This is a genomic window from Pseudomonas zeae (genome assembly GCF_014268485.2).
Classification (GTDB): Bacteria; Pseudomonadota; Gammaproteobacteria; order Pseudomonadales; family Pseudomonadaceae; genus Aquipseudomonas; species Aquipseudomonas neuropathica.
Genome location: NZ_CP077090.1, coordinates 2,463,304 through 2,478,701 on the forward strand (window position 1 = coordinate 2,463,304; position 15,398 = coordinate 2,478,701).

The window sequence follows — 15,398 nt, forward strand, 5'->3', positions numbered from 1 at the left end:
CGGTCGCTGCGCTCCCACGCCCGGATCAATCCCTCCACTCAGCCTTCCGACGTCGCCTTACAGATCAAGAGCTGCAGCCGAGCTAACGCTCATCCTGTTGAGTGGTGAAGAGCACAGCGCGGTCGGCTGTGGTTTTGTGTTGGATTCGCCCCTCACCCCAGCCCTCTCCCGAGGGAGAGGGAGCCGATGGTGAGCTTTTCAAAATTTGTGTTCAACGCGGTATTGCACTTCGGCGTACCTCTCCCAAACACCTCGGTCAGTCCCCTCTCCCTCCGGGAGAGGGCTAGGGTGAGGGGCTCTTGATCTAGCTTTTGATCTTGCTTTGGCTTTGGCTTTGGCTCTTGATCTTTTGCCCCATCGGCAGGCCGAGCGGAGGTGTTCATCCGGGGGTCAGGCGCGCAGCGCCGTGCGGCGTAGCCGCATACATCGAGAGGAGGTGCAGCGAAGCAAACCGTAGGCGATGCCCCCGGATGGACACCGTAGCGAGGGAACACTGAGCCTCAGCGAAGTGCCGTACGCCGGGGCAAAGCCTTTTGGGTTACCTTTTCGGCGTTTGGAAAAGGTGACTCGCTGTAAGAGCGAAACCGCCAGCGGCACCACCCGCAGCAACGGATATGCCCCCAAAATCCAAAGAGCATGGTCGGCCCGAAGGCCGCCAAGACCAACAGGCGAAAAAAAGCCCCACCAAAGCGGGGCTCTCTCACATCACACCCAATCAGAAATCAGCCTTGACCGACATCACGAAGTTACGCGGATCACCATAGAAATTACCGAACCCTTCGGTACCAATGGTCGAGTAGTAACGCTTGTCAAACAGGTTGTTCCCGTTAAGCGCCACCGACCAGGTGTCATCGATACGGTAGCCAATGCGACCGTTCCAGACCGCATAACCGGCGCCATCAATGTTGTCACCGCCCAAAGGCGAAGGCCGGTAGTTGCCCGTCTGCGCGTTGACACCCGCACCGATCGTCACGCGATCCAGCGGCCCGCTCAGGCTGTAGTCACCCCAGACACGCAGCAAATGGCGCGGCACGTAGGAGTTGTAGACCACGCCATCCTGCGTGGCGTCGGCATCTTCCAGCACCTTGGTCTGGGTGTAGGTGTAACCGGCGAGCAATTGCAGGCGATCAATCACCTCACCACTGACTTCAGCTTCGAAGCCCTGCGCGCGAACCTTGCCGGAGTTGATCGAGCAAGAACTGTCTTCGCAACGCGGGTCATCCTGGGCGGCATCTTTCTGAAGGGTGCGGAACAGGTTGAAGGAGCTGTTCAGACGACCGTCGAACCACTCACCCTTGATCCCCAGCTCGTAGCTCTGGCCAACCAATGGCTTGAGGGTGCTGCCATCGATGGTCTTGTAAGCGCCTTGCGGGGTGAAGATGTCGGTGTAGCTGGCGTAGGCGGTCAGGTTGTCGTTGAGGTCGAACAGCACACCGGCGAACGGCGTGACCTGGCCGGTTTCGGTGGACTTGGTGTCGACCTGGGTGCCTTCGCCACGGAAGTACTGCACCGAGTCGGTGTCGGACTTGTACCAACTGACACGGCTGCCCAGTACCAGGGTCAGCGGATCAGCCAGTTTCAGGCGGGCGATCGAGTAGGCGCCGTATTGCTTGATGTGCATGTCCACCGGGCCGCCACGGGAAGCGTTGGCCAGGTAGTAGCTTTCGTCCGGTTGCGGGATGTGGTGGTTGGGGTCGAGCACGTTCTGCCGTTGGGGCAGGGCGGCGACGGCGTAGAAGTCATCCTTGTGCGAACGGCTGGCATTGGCGCCGATGGTCAGTTCGTGTTGCTGGCCGAAGGCGTCGAATTTGCCGTCGACATAGGCATCGAAGCCGTAGTCGCGCTGGTCGTAGTCGTAAATACTGCCCAGCATCAGGGTGTTGGTGGCGGTGGCACCGACCGGCACGGCGCCGCTCGGGAAGGCATATTCCATGTCCTGGGTGTTGCGCGAATACACCCCGGCGACTTTCAGCGACCAGTCGTCGTTGAACTGGTGTTTCAGGTCGGCGAAGTAGGTGGCGCGTTTGCTGCGCTGGTTGTTCCACGCGGTGTTCAGGCAGGTGGAGCGCTTGAGGTGCAGGTCGGAGCCGTCGGCGTAACGCGGCAGACCGCCCCAGCATGGCGTGGCGTCGACGTCTTCCCAGGCGAAACCCAGCCCCAGGGTGGTGTCGGGGCTGAGGTCGAAGTCCAGGGCGCCGTAGTAGATCTGGTCCTTGCGGCTGGCCACGTCATAGAAATATTGACGGGTCTGTTCGGTGACCACGGCGCGACCACGGATGGTCCCGGAATCGTTGAGCGGGCCGCCGGTATCGACCTGGCCACGATAGTTGTCCCAGGTGCCTGCCGACAACGACAGTTGTGTGTGCGCGGTGTCCTGGCCGCGTTTGCGCACGAAGTTGACGCCACCGGCGGTGCCGCCTGCGCCTTTCATCATGCCGGCTGCGCCACGCAGAACTTCCACGCGGTCATAAATGGCCATGTCGCTGTTGAAGCTGTCGGCCTGCACGTAGCTGCTGCCGATATCCAGCGGCACACCGTCGTACTGGTACTGACCGGACATGCGGAAACCGCGGGAGTAGAAATACTTGCCGCCCATGGGCGAGTCATACACGGTGATGCCCGGGGTCTTCTCCATCACCTGTTCGATGGTGTTGAGGTTCTGGTCATCGAGCATCTTGCGGGTCATCACCGTGACCGACTGCGGGGTTTCCTTCAGCGAGTGCACGCCCTTGCCAATGGTCACGCCGCCGGTGGTGTAGGAGTTGCTGCCCTCAGTGGTGGCGCCCAGGCGGCTGGCGTTGACGTTGGTCGGGGCCAGTTCCATCGCGCTACCGGTGGCCGGGCCGAGCACGGTCACGGTGTTGCCGTCACGCTGGTAGCGAATGCCGGTACCGTTGAGCATCGCCTTGAGTGACTCATCATCCTGGTAGCGGCCGTTGAGCGCGGTCGAGCGCAGACCTTGCAGGCTTTCCGGGCTGTAGATGATTTGCAGACTGGTCTGCTGGCCAAGGGTTTGCAGCGCCTGCGCCAGTGGCTGCGACGGGATGTTCAGGGTCCATTCCTGGGCCTGGACATACGGGGCTGCCGTGAGTGTCAGTGCCAGACCAAGGCCGGTGCCGGCCAGTCGAGTGCGTGTCGCGCCGTGCATCAGCAGGGCTCGAGTCAGAGGGCGAAGCATGAAACGGGATGCGGACATGAGGTTAAGACCTTGGCAGGTATAGTTGTTAATGGTTCTTATTCATCTCATTAAGACGAGGAAGCCGCGGCAAACCGGAAAATTATTTTTCCGGTTTGCCGCGGCCTCGTCGATCAAGCGGTTTGCAGTTCGCTCTTGACCTTGCCGGCCTCCATGCGCACCAGTTGATCGGCGACGTCGAAGTAACGGTCATCGTGGGAAATGACGATGATGGTCTTGCCCAGACGTTTGAGGTCAGGCAGCAACTCGGTGTAGAAAATCCGCCGGAACGTCGGGTCCTGATCGGCCGCCCATTCATCGAACACCAGCACCGGCCGCTCTTCGAGCCAGGCGTTGACCAGGGCCAGGCGCTTGCGCTGACCGGTGGACAAATCGGTGGTGCTGAACGCGCCGTCGTGCACGCTGACCTTGTGCGCAATCTCCAGGCGTTCGAGGTAGCGGGTCGCGTCCTGCGGGACTTCGCGGTCGCCCTGAATCAGATCGTCGAACAGGTAGTAGTCGGCAAAAATCGTGGTGAAATTCTGCCGGTAGTCATCGCGATTAAGCGCGGTGATCGGCTGATCGTTGACGCGGATTTCGCCTTCGGTTGGCGCGTACAAGCCCAGCAGCAGTTTGATCAGTGTGGTTTTGCCGCAGCCGTTTTCACCGACGATAAACACGATGTCGCCCTGTTCGATGCGCAGGTTGACCGGCCCCAGACGGAACGGTTCGCTGCCTTCCACGGGCGGGAAGGCGTAACGCACGTTGTGCAGTTCCAGGCTGTTGACCGCACCGGGTTTCTTGCCCTGATCCTCCAGCAGCAGATGCGGTTCGGGCGAGGAGAATTGCTCGCTCAGTTCGGCGATGCGGCGGAAGGCAATCTGCGCACGGCTGATGATCGGCAACGTGCTGACCAGATGCTCCAGCGGCCCCTTCATGTACAGCAGCACCAGGACGAAGCCGCTCATCACCGCTTTGTCGCCGCTGGGCCAGAAGGATTGCAGGGCCAGGGCCATGCCGATGACCACGAAGAACAGCATCGAGCCGAAGGACTTGGCGATCACAAAAGTGTTGATGGATTTGATCTGGGTGTCGCAGATCTTCTCGGCGGTTTTCTGAATACCTGCGACAAACATGCGCTGGCGACGCGGACGGTGAATGCGCAGTTCCTTGGCACCCTCGGCAATCGCGTTGTAGTGCTTTTGCAGTTCATCTTCGGAATCGCGTGCAGCGTAGAAACCGCGCATGCCCTTGGCCCGGGCAATCGCTTGAATGGTCGTGCCGATCGCAATGGCCACCAGCATCATCAGGAACATCGGCCAGGACAGCATGGCCAGATAGCCGAGGCAGCCGAGGGTGACGGTCATGGAAATCGCCAGCGGGGCAAAGGCGAAGGCGAAGTCGCTGATGGTGTCGACGTCGTGGGTCAGTACCGGGATCAACCGATGGCTGCGGTAGCGTTCGATCTGGTCGATCGGCGCTGATAGCACTTTCTCCCCCAGTTCCTTGCGCAGCTTGGCGATGATGTGCTGGCCGACGTAGTTGGTGCCGATGTCGGACAAAATCGTCGTCAATAAGGCCAACGCACAGAGGCCAGCGAAGATCATTACCACGGTGCGGGTCAGGCCGTCGTCGGAGTGCAGGGCATTGTTGATGGTTGCCAGCAGCACGGTGACGCTCAGGCCGCCGATCATGCCGAGCACGATGGACACAGAGACGATCAGGCGGAAGGGCTTGAGCAAGGCGAACAATTCGTTGATCGCCCCACGCGTAGGCTTGGTCATGGAGGATTCCTGCTTCGGTGCGGAGGGAGTGCCGGTACTTAAGGAAAACGAATGGTCACGGACTTTCTTTAAACGACCGCAGGCGGGGCTGCGGTCGGGATGGGCAGGATCAGAGGTCGCGCACTACGCGAAACCCGAGCCAGTCGCCTTTGCTGGTCGGCCAGCTGCTGTTGCGGTTGCCGGAGCGCGAGAACACCGGCGCCTCGCCCCAATCGTTGCCGCGCATGACCTGACGCTCGCAGTTTTCCTGGGTCCATGGGCGACCGTCGCTGGGTACGCCGGAGTAGTCCTTGTGATAACAGTCGGCGGTCCATTCGTAGACGTTGCCGTGAGCGTCGTAAACGCCGAAGGCATTGGCCGGGAACGTCCCGGCTGGTGACGTGAAGTTGTAACCGTCGGCGGCACCATAGGTGTTGGCATGTTTGGAAATCTGGTAGTTGTTGCCTTCATCGAACGGGAAAGGGAAGGGCCCGGTGCTGCCGCCGCGTGCGGCGTACTCGCGGATCGATTCGCTTTGCAGGCGATACGCGTGGCCGGTCTTTTTCGACAACCAATCGATGTAGCCCTGGGCTTCGGCGACGTTCATGCACACGGCCGGGTCGCGGGCGGTCTGTTTGAATTCCGGTTTGCCGGCGGTGCAGCGGCGGCCCGGGCGATCATCGAAGTCGTAAGGCTTGTTGCCGGTTTCGCGCACGTACGCGTCCCACTCGCCGACCAGCACCTGGAAGCGGCTGGTGGCGAAGGGTTTGCTGAAGGTCACTGCGTGGCGCGGGCCTTCGTCCGGTTCGCGGCCGACTTCGTCATCCGGGGTGCCCATGGTGAAGGTGCCGGTCGGCAGCACGACCATTTCCGGGCAGTCCTTGCAGTCCTTGAACACTTTGCCTGGCGCCGGCACTGTCGCCGCTTGAGCTGCGCCGGGCAACAGGCCGGCGCACAGCGCGGTCAGGGCCAGTGCGGGCAAGGCCTTGAAGGTGAAACAGGCATGGGGCTTTTTCATGAGTCGTCTCTGTGAAAGGAAAACGGGAGGCGAAGGATTAGGCGCGCAGTTTTTTGCCGAGGATGGCCATGAAGCGGTCCACTTCGGCTTCGTTGTTTAGCAGGCCGGGCGCGGTGCGAATCACCGGGCCGACATCACGGCTGACCGCATCGCAGATCACCCGGTTTTGCATCAGGTAGGCGGCCACTGCATCACTGTCCTGACCCTTGACCCGGAAGAACGTGAAACCGGCGGAAAACTGCGGATCGAGCGGGGTCACCAGTTCGATGTTCGCGTGTTCGCGCAGGCGCTGCTTCAGGTAGCCGTTGAGCTGATGAATGCGCGCCTGAACCTCGGCCTTGCCCAGTTGCAGGTGCAACTTGAACGCTTCGTCCACCGCCCAGCGATGCTCGAAAGCGTGGTAACCGCCCGGGGTCATGATCGTGGCGAAAGAGGTGGCTTCGGAGAACGTCGGCACGCTCGGGCTGACGTATTTCAGCTCTTCGCTGCGGCTGCAAACGATGCCGGTGCCGCGCGGGCCGAACATCCACTTGTGGGTGCCGGCGATAAAGAAGTCGCAGTTCATCTGCGGGAAACTCAGGTCGTCGACACCGAAACCGTGCACGCCGTCGACCACGTAAATCAGCCGATCCTTGTCGTCGCGTTGACGGTTGTGTTCATCGACCAGCCGCGAGATAGCGCTGATTGGCAATTTCACACCGCTGCCCGAATGCACCCAGGTCATGCCGAGGACGCGGGTCTCAGGGCGGATGTTGCGGTTGATGGTGTCGAGCACCTGATCCAGGGAAATGCTTTGCGGCGTTTCGAACAGCCTGAGTTTGCGCACCCGGGTGCCATCGCGGCGGCTGCGGAAATCGAGGATGTTGCGGGTGGAATAGTGCTCGTGTTCGGTGGTGAGGATTTCCTGATCAGGGCGCACCTGCACGCTGCCATAAATCATCGCCAGCCCTTCGGTGGTGCTGCCGGTGAGCGCGATCTGGCCGGGCTTGGCTTGCAGGTATTGGCCGGCCCAGACCCGCACGTTTTCCTGCAATTGTTCGTCGCTCCCCAAATCCCAGTCCATGGCCAGCCCCGGGTTCAGGTCAAGCGCGGCGCGATGGCGTTCGATGGCCTCGCGCACGGGTTTGGGGTGAGAGGTAATCAGGAAATTGGCGAAGTGGATCGCCTGTGGATCCTGATCGAACAACTGGCGCAATTGCGTCCATTTGTTCGCGGAGGCCACGGGGGTGGTCGTCGCCATGGCCGGCGCTGTCAGGCTGGCGCCAAACGGCAGGGCGGCCGCGACCACGCCAGCCTGTTTCAGAAAAGTCCGGCGGTCAGTCATGGCTTGGCAGTGTCCTGACGGGAAATCAGTGCCGGTTTTGCGGCTTTTTGCACCTGATCCCAGACGCGCATGAAGTTGCCGCCCCACAGCTTGGCGATGTCCGCTTCGGAGTAGCCGCGCTGGATCAGTTCGGCGGTGACGTTGCGGATTTCGCCAACGTTTTCCCAACCCTTGATGCCACCGCCGTCGTTGAAGTCGGACGAGATGCCAACATGGTCGATACCGATTTTGCGCACGGTGTAATCGATGGCGTCGCCGAGATCCTTGAGGGTGGCTTTCGGCTCTTCTTCAAGGATGCCGTAGAGGCCGCTGGCGTACTGGCCGAGTTTCTGTTCCGACCATGCCGTGATGATCGGGTCGCCCGGCATCAGAGCCATGGCCAGGTTTGGCAGTGGCGGCAGATCGAAGCGTGCGCGCAGGGCATTGAGTTTGTCCTGCGTGCCCTGAGTCAGCGGTTTGAGGTACTGCGAGAAGCCGACCACCTGAACCACGCCGCCGCTGTTCTTGATCAGCTGCAATTCCTTGTCGCTGAGGTTGCGCGGAATATCCACCGCCGCACGCGGCGCCGAGTGCGAGGCCACCAGCGGTGTGCGGCTCAGCTGTGCAACCTGTTCCAGGCCTTTGGTCGACATCTGCGAAACGTCGATGATCACGCCCAGATCGTTCAAACGCTGCACTGCTTGCTTGCCGATATCGGAGAGACCGTCGAGGGCGTCCGGTGAGTCATTGAAGAACGGCAGCGGCCGCGAGGAGTCCGCCCAGCTGTTGTTGCCGATGTAGCTGAAGCCGAACATGCGCATGCCGCGTCCGGCCCACAGGTCCAGTTTGCTCAGGTCGTTGCCCAGCGGGTAAGCGTTGAGCATGCTGATGAAAATCGCAAACTTGCCTTCGCCATGCAGGCGGCGGAAATCATCCGGGGTGTAGGCGATGCCGACCTGATTGGGGAAGTCGCGGACCATGCCGGTGATGATCTTGTAACGGACTTCCTGTTGGTTGCGGGCTTCTTCGACAAAACCTTCGGTGGGGCGATGCGGGGCGTTCGGGCCGTTCCACATTTCCGGCCAGCCGAACACCGTCAGCGCAGCGCCCGACAAGCGCCCGCGATTGGCCTTGATCAGGTCGAACTGGCCGGAGCCGTCCTTGTCGGCTTCATTGCCGTGGGCGCCGAAACTCAGCGGTACGGTGATGTGGCTGTCGAAGGAGAGAATGCGATCCTGCAACTCGGTCGCCTGTTTCATCACTTTTACCGGGTAGCCAGGGTTGTCCCGAAACCAGTAATCCCAAGCCAGAAACCCTGCGCCGGCGCTGATCGCCAAGGCCAGCGGCAGGCCGATAAATAGAGCCTTTTTCGAACGCGGTTTTGTCATTGCCATCTCATTCAGGTTCGCCGTCGAGGTGCAGGCGCAGGGGCCTTTGCTATCTGGGAGGAACGAGTGGCCGGGCGGGTAATTTAGTCGCGCGCAGGAAAAGCGCTGACGGCGCGTAGCGATCTTTTGCCGGGGCCGTAAATTTCCCCGGCGAGCAAACGTTCTAGCTTGGATAAAGCCTGCTTCATGGCTGACACAGGTAGGGCAATGACGATCTCTCGACGCTGGTTCATGGCGGGCATGGCACTCACGGGCGCCGCGCTGCCTGCCGCTTTTTATGCACATCGTGAGCTGACCCGCGAGGAGTTTCCGATCACCCCGGGCGAGGCTACGGTCGATCTGGCCGATACCGCCGGACAGCAGTTGGCGGACAACCTGCGCGGCGTCTGGGATATCCGTTTCAGCGGATCTGCGGCGGGGCTTGATGGCTTGCCACGCGACGGCCTCGAGTTGTTTCTCGACATTGCCCACAGGGGGCGCGGTTTGCGCGGGTTTCTCGATACCGGTGCCAGCCTGCGCTCAGAAGCGCCTGCGTGTTACCAAGTGATCGGCGATCTGGCGCCGGGCAACGGCGCCGAAATGTACTGGCGGCTGATGCGCGCCGATGCGCCGCACGCGCCGCCGGTCTACGAATTCAAAGTCAAACTCGACGAAGTCTGGGCGGCGTTCGGCAATGCCGGCAGCGGTACGTTCACCGGGCAAGTGTTGCGCCTCGATCGGCCGTTGGCGCTGCCTGAACTGGACAATCATTTCATCGCCATCAAGCGGCGTTTTCCCGAGGCCCGCGAGCGCACCGGTTTGAACCCGACGCTGTTGGCGTGGCTGGTGGCGCCGGAACATCGCCTGTTCCACCAGCTCTGGCACGCCAGCCGCGACAAGTGGCACAAGCTCTCGGAGAAAAAGCGCGACGCCCTGCGCGGTATTGGCTGGCAACCGGGGCCGCGAGACAAAGAGCGCGATGCCCGTGGGCCCAGCAAGGATCGTAACGGCTCTGGCATCGATTTTTTCTTCATGCACCGGCACATGCTCGGCAAGGCCCGTTCGATGCAGGATCTGCCGTCCTGGCAGGCCTTCCCGATGCCGCAGCCGGAACTGGAGCGTGACCGCCAAGGCTTCGCCCGCTACTTCGACAATCACGACGGCGATGCACTGCCACCGACGTGGCTGACCGAAGGTGATGACGAATACACCAAGTGGGTCAGCGATATCAAAGCGGCCGAGACCTATCACAGCAATTTCCAGGTCTGGGAATCGCAGTACCGCGACCCGCGCTACCTGGCGAAACTTTCCCTCGGCCAGTTCGGTTCGGAAGTCGAATTGGGTCTGCACGACTGGTTGCACATGCGCTGGGCGTCGGTGGCGCGGGATCCGTCCAACGACATTCCGGTGCCGATGGCGCGCGATCAGGCGGATTTTGCCGCGCGTTGGTATGCCCCGGAAAACGACTTTCTCGGCGACCCGTTTTCCTCCCATGTGAACCCGGTGTTCTGGCGTTTCCACGGCTGGATCGATGATCGCATCGAAGACTGGTTCCGCGCCCACGAGCGTTTTCATCCGGGCGAGGTCAGCCGGCTGGAGGTCAACGGCGTGCCGTGGTTTGCGCCGGGGCGCTGGGTTGAGGTCGATGACCCGTGGCTGGGGCCGGACACCCATGGCTGCAGCACCGTGCCGGGGTTGCAGATCGGGCGCTCGGTGGAGATGGATCCTGAGACGATGAAGCTGGCGTTGCGCATCACCTTTGGCGATGAAGACAACATGGCCGACCTGTTCCGCAAAGTACCGCAGCGACCGTGGTACGCGCGGCATCTGAAAGTGAAAGGGCGGCAACTCTGAGCGCAAAAAAAATCGCCGCCTGGTGCTGCGATTTTTTTTGCCTGGGGATATTGCTTGCCTGACCTGGCGCCTTCGCGAGCAGGCTCGCTCCCACAGGGGACTTTGTAAACGACGCAGATCCAATGTGGGAGCGAGCCTGCTCGCGAAGGCGTCAGTCCTGTCGATAATTTTCGCTCAGATAACCTGCCAACCCCCGCCCAGCGCCTTGTACAGGGCAATGCTGGCCTGCAAGCGCGAAAGGCGCAGTTGCACATTCATATCCTGCGCCGCATACAAGGTGCGCTGGGTTTGCAGCACCGTCAGCAAATCTTCGGCACCGGCCTGGTAGCGGCTCTGGGCAATGTCGAACGCGGTCTGCGCCTGGCTCAGTTCTTCGCTTTGCCACTGGCGCTGTTCGTCGAGGCCGCGAATGTTGCTCAGGGCTTTTTCCACGTCGGCAAAGCCATTGATGATCGCCCCGCGATAGGTTTCCAGCAGTTCGTCCTGACGCGCCTTGGCCTTGTCGCGCTCGGCGCTCAGGCGCCCGTTGTTGAAGATCGGCGCGGTCAATCCGGAAGACAGGTTGTAGAACGTGGTGCGCAGCAGCTCCGCCGCCAGATCGGCGCCGGTGCCGAGGCTGGCGGTCAGGGTGATTTTCGGCAGCATGGCGGCGCGGGCCACGCTGACGTCAGCCTGGGCCGCTGCCAGTTTGGCTTCGGCGCTGGCGATGTCCGGACGCCGGCTCAGCAGATCGCTGGGCACGCCACTGGCGATGTTCGGCCATTGCAACTGTTCGAATGACTGTTGCGGTGCCGACACTGCCTGCACCGGTTGGCCGAGCAGGGCGGCGAGGGTGATCAAGGCTTCGCGGGCCTGTTGCTGCACCAGTGGCAATTTGCGCTGCTGTTCCGCTACCAGGCTTTTTTGCTGGGCCAGTTCCAGTGCGGTGGCGCTGCCGGCGTCGAAGCGGGTTTGCACCAGGTGCAGGACGTTTTGCGCGTTGGCCAGATTGAGCTCGGCAATGCGTGCCTGTTCGCGCAGCGCCAAGGCTTGGGTGTAGCTGCTGGCCACGCCGCTTTGCAGGGTCAGTTCGACGGTGGCACGGTCGAATTCGCTGGCCTGTACACCGAACACGGCGCTGTCGCGCGCCGCGCGTTTGCCGCCCCAGAAGTCGATTTCGTAACTGGCGCTAAGCTCGGCGTCGTAGTAATCCAGCGAGCGATTATCCGGGCTGACGTCGAGTTGGCTGTAGCCTTTGCCGTGCAACAGTTTCTGCCGATTGGCATTGAGACCGGCCTTGATTTCCGGGAGCAGCGGGGCGCCGGCAATCGTCGCACCGGCCTGGGCCTGCCTGACCCGGGCGACGGCGGCGCCGAGGTCATGGCTGCCCACTCGCGCCTGTTCGACCAGGCGATCCAGCTCGGGGCTGCCGAACTGCGTCCACCATTGGCGGTTGCTCCGCACGGCACCGGGATGCTCAGGCGATTGCCACGCGGCCGGTGGCTTCACGCCGCTGTCGGGGCGTGGCGCAGGGCTGTTACAGGCTGCCAGCAACAGGCTGGCGGCAAGGATGGTCAGTGGCGCTTTCATAGGTCGATCATTCACTGGTAAGGGCCGTGACCGGGTCGAGCCGGGCAGCCTTGCGGGCAGGCATGAAGCCGAAGAGGACGCCGGTGGCCAGCGCGCAGGCGAACGCACCGATGACGGCCAGCCATTGAAACGCGATCGCCACGCCGCTGAACAACAGCACGCCGCCGACCAGCATCGCCAGGCTGATACCGGCCAGGCCGCCAACCACCGAAAGCATCACCGCTTCGGTGAGAAACTGGCGCAGGATGTCGCGCTGTCGTGCACCCGTGGCCATGCGGATACCGATTTCCCGGGTGCGTTCGCGCACGGTCATGAGCATGATGTTCATCACCCCGATACCGCCGACCAGTAACGAGATCGCGGCGATGGCGCCGAGCATCAGCGACAGCGTGCCCTGCGTGCGCGCTTCGGCTTGAATCATTGCGGCGTTGTTGGTCAGTTCGAAATCCTTCTTCCCGTTGTGTCGCCGCAGCATCGCCTGTTCGATCGCCTGCTCGGCGTCTTTGACTTTGCGTGCGTCCTTGGCGGCGATCACCACGTATTCCGGATTACGGCTACCGAACAGGCGCGTGCTGGCTGCCGAGTAGGGCACGGCGATGCGGTTGTCGCTGTCGGAATCGCCTGAGCTCGAGCCCTTTTCCGCGAGAACACCGAGCACCTGAAACGGCACGTTTTCGATCAGGATGTATTGGCCGATCGGGTCGGCGACATCCTTGAGCAGCTTGTCGCGCACCTTGGTGCCGATCACCGCCACGGCGGCGGCGCTGTCTTCATCGGCCTGGCTGAAGTAACTGCCCTGAACCACCGGCCAGTTGAAGATGCTCGGGAAATTGGTGTCGTTGCCACCGACGTAACTGCTGTGGTCGGCATTGCCGAAACGCACGCCAGCGGTCGAGCCGTTGACCGGCATGATCCGCTCGACCTGGGGCAGGGCAGCCAGTTCGGCGACGTCGTCGAGGGTGATGATGCCCGGTGGTGTGCGCGGATTGGGTGCGGCGCCGCTGAGGTAGATGATGTTGGAGCCGAACGCGCCCATCTGTGCCATCACCTGGCGTTTGCTGCCTTCGCCCACCGCCAGCATCACCACCACCGAAGCCACGCCGATGACGATCCCGAGCAGGGTCAGCGCGGTGCGAAAACGATTGATCCACATGACCCGCCACGCCGCTTGCACGGCGTCGACCAGTTCACCTTTCCAGGCGCCGGTCTGGGTGCTGCCGCTGCTCAGGCGCTGGCGCAGATCCACCGCTTGCAGGGCGCCGGGATTGGCGCTGCGCGGTGGCGCTGACGGCTGTTCGGCGGTGTCGCTGATGATCAGCCCGTCACGAATCTCGATGATGCGTTTGGCCCGCTGCGCGACTTCGCGGTCGTGGGTGATGAGAATCACCACATGGCCCTGACTGGCGAGTTCGTCGAGCAGGGTCATGACCTCGGCGCCGCTGTGGCTGTCGAGGGCGCCGGTGGGTTCGTCGGCGAGGATGATGTGGCCGCCGTTCATCAGCGCCCGGGCAATCGACACCCGTTGTTGCTGACCACCGGAAAGCTGATGCGGGCGGTTGCCGGTGCGGCTGCCCAGGCCGAGCCGCTCCAGCAAGGCACTGGCGCGGGCGTGGCGTTCGGCGGCCGGGGTACCGGCGTAGATAGCCGGCATTTCGACGTTTTCCTGGGCGGAGCCGGACGGAATCAGGTGATAACCCTGGAATACAAAACCAAACGCTTCGCGGCGCAGCCAGGCCAGCGCATCGCTGTCGAGTCGGGCGACGTCTTCTCCGGCGAAGCGGTATTCGCCGCTGGTAGGGCGGTCGAGACAACCGAGGATATTCATCAATGTCGACTTGCCGGAGCCGGACGCCCCGACGATGGCGACGAACTCACCGGCATGAATCGACAGATCAATGCCGCGTAATACTTCCACCAGCGGGCTGTCATTGCCGCCATAGGATTTGCGGATCTGCCGCAGGTCAATCAGGGGCGTTTGCATTCAGCCTCCGCTGCCGGTGGCCGGCGCGCTGAGGATGTGATCGCCTTCGGCCAGACCTTCAAGCACTTGGGTGCGCAAGCGGTCGCTGATGCCGGTGCGCACTTCGCGGGACTGGATTTCGCCATTGGCGGCGACGATCTGCGCCCGTTGCCATTGTGGGCGTGAGCCGGGTTGCAGGGCGGCGGAAGGTACGGTGAGGGTGTCTTGCGCCTGTTGCGCTACAAAGAACACCTGCGCCGTCATGTCGGTCATCAGGTTGTTGTCGGCGTTGTCGACGTCGAGCAGCACGGTGTAGAGCACCACGCGTTCGCTGCCGCTGCGACCGCTGGTGGGGCTGCCGCCCTGATTCTGTTCGAGCGGGCGCGGCGGCACCGGCAGAATCTGCCGGACGGTGCTGCTCCAGCGCCGACTGCCGCCGCTGAGCGTGGTGAAGTAGGCGGTCATGCCGGGTTTGACGTGGCCGATGTCCGCTTCGGAAACCTCGGCCCACACGGTCATCGGCGAAAGCCGGGCGATGCGCAGAATCAGCGGGGTTTGCTGTTGCGCGTTGAGCGTCTGGCCTTCGCGGGCGCCGACGGCCACGACGGTGCCGCTCATCGGTGCATAAATGCGCGTGTAGCCGAGCTCCGCTTCGTCACTGCGCAGGCTGGCTTGAGCCTGACGGATCTGCGCCTGGAACATGTCGATGCGTGCCTGGGTGGCGCGGACTTCGGCGCGGGCGGTCTGCACGTCTTCCTCACGGGTGGCGCCACCGGCGGCGAGTTTCTGCTGGCGCTGGTATTTCTGTTGCGCGAGGTCGTGCTGGGCGCGTTGCTCCTGCAACTGTGCCTTGAGGTTTTCGATGGAAAACCGCCCGGCATCCAGTTTGGCCTTTTGCGTGGAGGGGTCGATCTCTACCAGTAACTGGCCTTCCTTGACCGTGTCGCCAGCCTCGACATGAATCTTCTGGATCTGCCCGGACGCCTGCGCACCGACGTCCACATAACGGCGTGGCTGCAGCGTGCCCAGTGCGGTCACGCTGTTTTCGATACTGCTGCGGGTCACCTGCACCGTGGCGAGGGCGTCGCGCCCGGGCGGCAGGACTTGCCACGCGGCAACGGCGATCACGGGAATCAGGCAAAGGGCGGCGAACAGGGCGCGTCGGGCGGGGCGGGGACGTTTCATGCAGGGTTCCGGCCAGTGGAATCGGCCCGTCATTCGGCCAGTACACAGGCGTGCAGGGGCGCTGAACGCTGTCGCATGGCACGACAGATACGGGGAGCTGTCCTGTAAACGATGAATGCACAAGGGAATTTAAGCGCCGTACACATCAAGTAACAGGTAGCCAGGCGCGACTATTTGGGGCGGATGTGGAAACAACTCTTTAAA

General features: G+C 62.3%; 9 protein-coding genes. 1 reads left to right on the forward strand and 8 read right to left on the reverse strand.

Features of this window, described 5'->3' with window-relative positions:
• Window positions 1-715 precede the first annotated feature (715 nt).
• The 5 genes from HU754_RS10845 to pvdM form a co-directional block, all read right to left on the reverse strand.
• Window positions 716-3,196 carry a TonB-dependent siderophore receptor gene (locus HU754_RS10845; RefSeq protein ID WP_186623349.1) on the reverse strand — a complete coding sequence of 827 codons (2,481 nt, stop codon included), beginning with the start codon at window positions 3,194-3,196 and terminating at the stop codon, window positions 716-718.
• Between the two features lie 113 nt (window positions 3,197-3,309).
• Window positions 3,310-4,959: a cyclic peptide export ABC transporter gene (locus tag HU754_RS10850; RefSeq protein WP_186623347.1), complete on the reverse strand. Its 1,650-nt coding sequence runs from the start codon at window positions 4,957-4,959 to the stop codon at window positions 3,310-3,312.
• A gap of 109 nt (window positions 4,960-5,068) precedes the next feature.
• Window positions 5,069-5,956 carry a dihydropyoverdine dehydrogenase gene (gene pvdO / locus HU754_RS10855; RefSeq protein WP_186623345.1) on the reverse strand — a complete coding sequence of 296 codons (888 nt, stop codon included), beginning with the start codon at window positions 5,954-5,956 and terminating at the stop codon, window positions 5,069-5,071.
• A gap of 37 nt (window positions 5,957-5,993) precedes the next feature.
• On the reverse strand, window positions 5,994-7,280 hold the full coding sequence (gene pvdN, locus HU754_RS10860) for a pyoverdine-tailoring periplasmic protein PvdN (RefSeq protein WP_186623343.1): 1,287 nt from the start codon (window positions 7,278-7,280) through the stop codon (window positions 5,994-5,996).
• Window positions 7,277-8,647 (reverse strand): pyoverdine-tailoring dipeptidase-like protein PvdM, encoded by a 1,371-nt coding sequence (gene pvdM / locus HU754_RS10865; RefSeq protein ID WP_095111778.1) that lies wholly within the window; start codon window positions 8,645-8,647, stop codon window positions 7,277-7,279. The genes pvdN and pvdM overlap by 4 nt, the downstream gene beginning before the upstream one ends.
• A gap of 207 nt (window positions 8,648-8,854) precedes the next feature.
• Between pvdM and pvdP the strand changes: the two genes are divergently transcribed.
• A complete protein-coding gene (pvdP, locus tag HU754_RS10870) occupies window positions 8,855-10,480 on the forward strand; it encodes a pyoverdine maturation tyrosinase PvdP (RefSeq protein WP_186623341.1) in 1,626 nt (541 codons plus the stop codon).
• Window positions 10,481-10,654: 174 nt separating this feature from the next.
• Here the strand turns inward: pvdP and HU754_RS10875 are convergent, their stop codons facing one another.
• From HU754_RS10875 to HU754_RS10885, 3 genes are read right to left on the reverse strand one after another with little or no spacing between them, the layout of a single operon-like run.
• Complete coding sequence (locus tag HU754_RS10875; protein ID WP_186623340.1) at window positions 10,655-12,049, reverse strand: efflux transporter outer membrane subunit; 1,395 nt, start codon at window positions 12,047-12,049, stop codon at window positions 10,655-10,657.
• A 7-nt stretch (window positions 12,050-12,056) separates the two neighbouring features.
• On the reverse strand, window positions 12,057-14,030 hold the full coding sequence (locus HU754_RS10880; RefSeq protein WP_186623338.1) for a MacB family efflux pump subunit: 1,974 nt from the start codon (window positions 14,028-14,030) through the stop codon (window positions 12,057-12,059).
• On the reverse strand, window positions 14,031-15,194 hold the full coding sequence (locus HU754_RS10885; protein WP_186623336.1) for an efflux RND transporter periplasmic adaptor subunit: 1,164 nt from the start codon (window positions 15,192-15,194) through the stop codon (window positions 14,031-14,033).
• Window positions 15,195-15,398 lie beyond the last annotated feature (204 nt).

Bases quoted from the DNA above. Each gene is read 5' to 3' on its own strand.
- HU754_RS10845 (WP_186623349.1), bottom strand. From the start codon at position 3,196: ATGTCCGCATCCCGTTTCATGCTTCGCCCTCTGACTCGAGCCCTGCTG.
- pvdO (WP_186623345.1), bottom strand. From the start codon at position 5,956: ATGAAAAAGCCCCATGCCTGTTTCACCTTCAAGGCCTTGCCCGCACTG.
- pvdN (WP_186623343.1), bottom strand. From the start codon at position 7,280: ATGACTGACCGCCGGACTTTTCTGAAACAGGCTGGCGTGGTCGCGGCC.
- HU754_RS10880 (WP_186623338.1), bottom strand. From the start codon at position 14,030: ATGCAAACGCCCCTGATTGACCTGCGGCAGATCCGCAAATCCTATGGC.
- HU754_RS10875 (WP_186623340.1), bottom strand. From the start codon at position 12,049: ATGAAAGCGCCACTGACCATCCTTGCCGCCAGCCTGTTGCTGGCAGCC.
- pvdM (WP_095111778.1), bottom strand. From the start codon at position 8,647: ATGACAAAACCGCGTTCGAAAAAGGCTCTATTTATCGGCCTGCCGCTG.
- HU754_RS10885 (WP_186623336.1), bottom strand. From the start codon at position 15,194: ATGAAACGTCCCCGCCCCGCCCGACGCGCCCTGTTCGCCGCCCTTTGC.
- pvdP (WP_186623341.1), top strand. From the start codon at position 8,855: ATGACGATCTCTCGACGCTGGTTCATGGCGGGCATGGCACTCACGGGC.
- HU754_RS10850 (WP_186623347.1), bottom strand. From the start codon at position 4,959: ATGACCAAGCCTACGCGTGGGGCGATCAACGAATTGTTCGCCTTGCTC.